The organism is uncultured Microbulbifer sp. (assembly GCF_947489355.1).
Lineage (GTDB): Bacteria > Pseudomonadota > Gammaproteobacteria > Pseudomonadales > Cellvibrionaceae > Microbulbifer.
Map to the genome: position 1 here is coordinate 1 of NZ_CANLDD010000206.1, position 364 is coordinate 364.

At 56.0% G+C, this 364-nt stretch carries 1 pseudogene; it reads right to left on the reverse strand.

What is annotated here, in order from left to right:
• Positions 1 to 75: 75 nt before the first annotated feature.
• Positions 76 to 357, reverse strand: a pseudogene (locus Q1A48_RS21475) (transposase); the annotation flags it as partial.
• Positions 358 to 364: the final 7 nt, after the last annotated feature.

Below are 364 nucleotides of genomic sequence, written 5' to 3' on the forward strand. Positions count from 1 at the left end.
GAGGTGCTATCAAAGCACAGTAGCTATGGCTTGTGCCTTCCTATGGCTACCCATGTGAAACGGGAACAGCCCCTGGGTTTGATGCTTCTTGACGATCTTTGGCTCGAAGGTGCCGGCGCGGTCCCGTGGTGTCTGCAGCTCGAAGCTGCCCGTCGGGCTTTTCATGGTCTTGGATGTATGGCCATTTTTGCGGTTGGGCTTGTCCTCGCCGGCGAGGTGCTCTTCCAGCTCCGCGCTCATGGCTGCTTCGGTAAGCTGTTTGATCAGGGGAGTCAGAATGCCATCTTTGCCGCTGAGGTCTTTGCCCTCACGCAGCGCCTTGACAGCAGCATCCATATCGAAAGTAGGTTTGGTCATAGGTCAT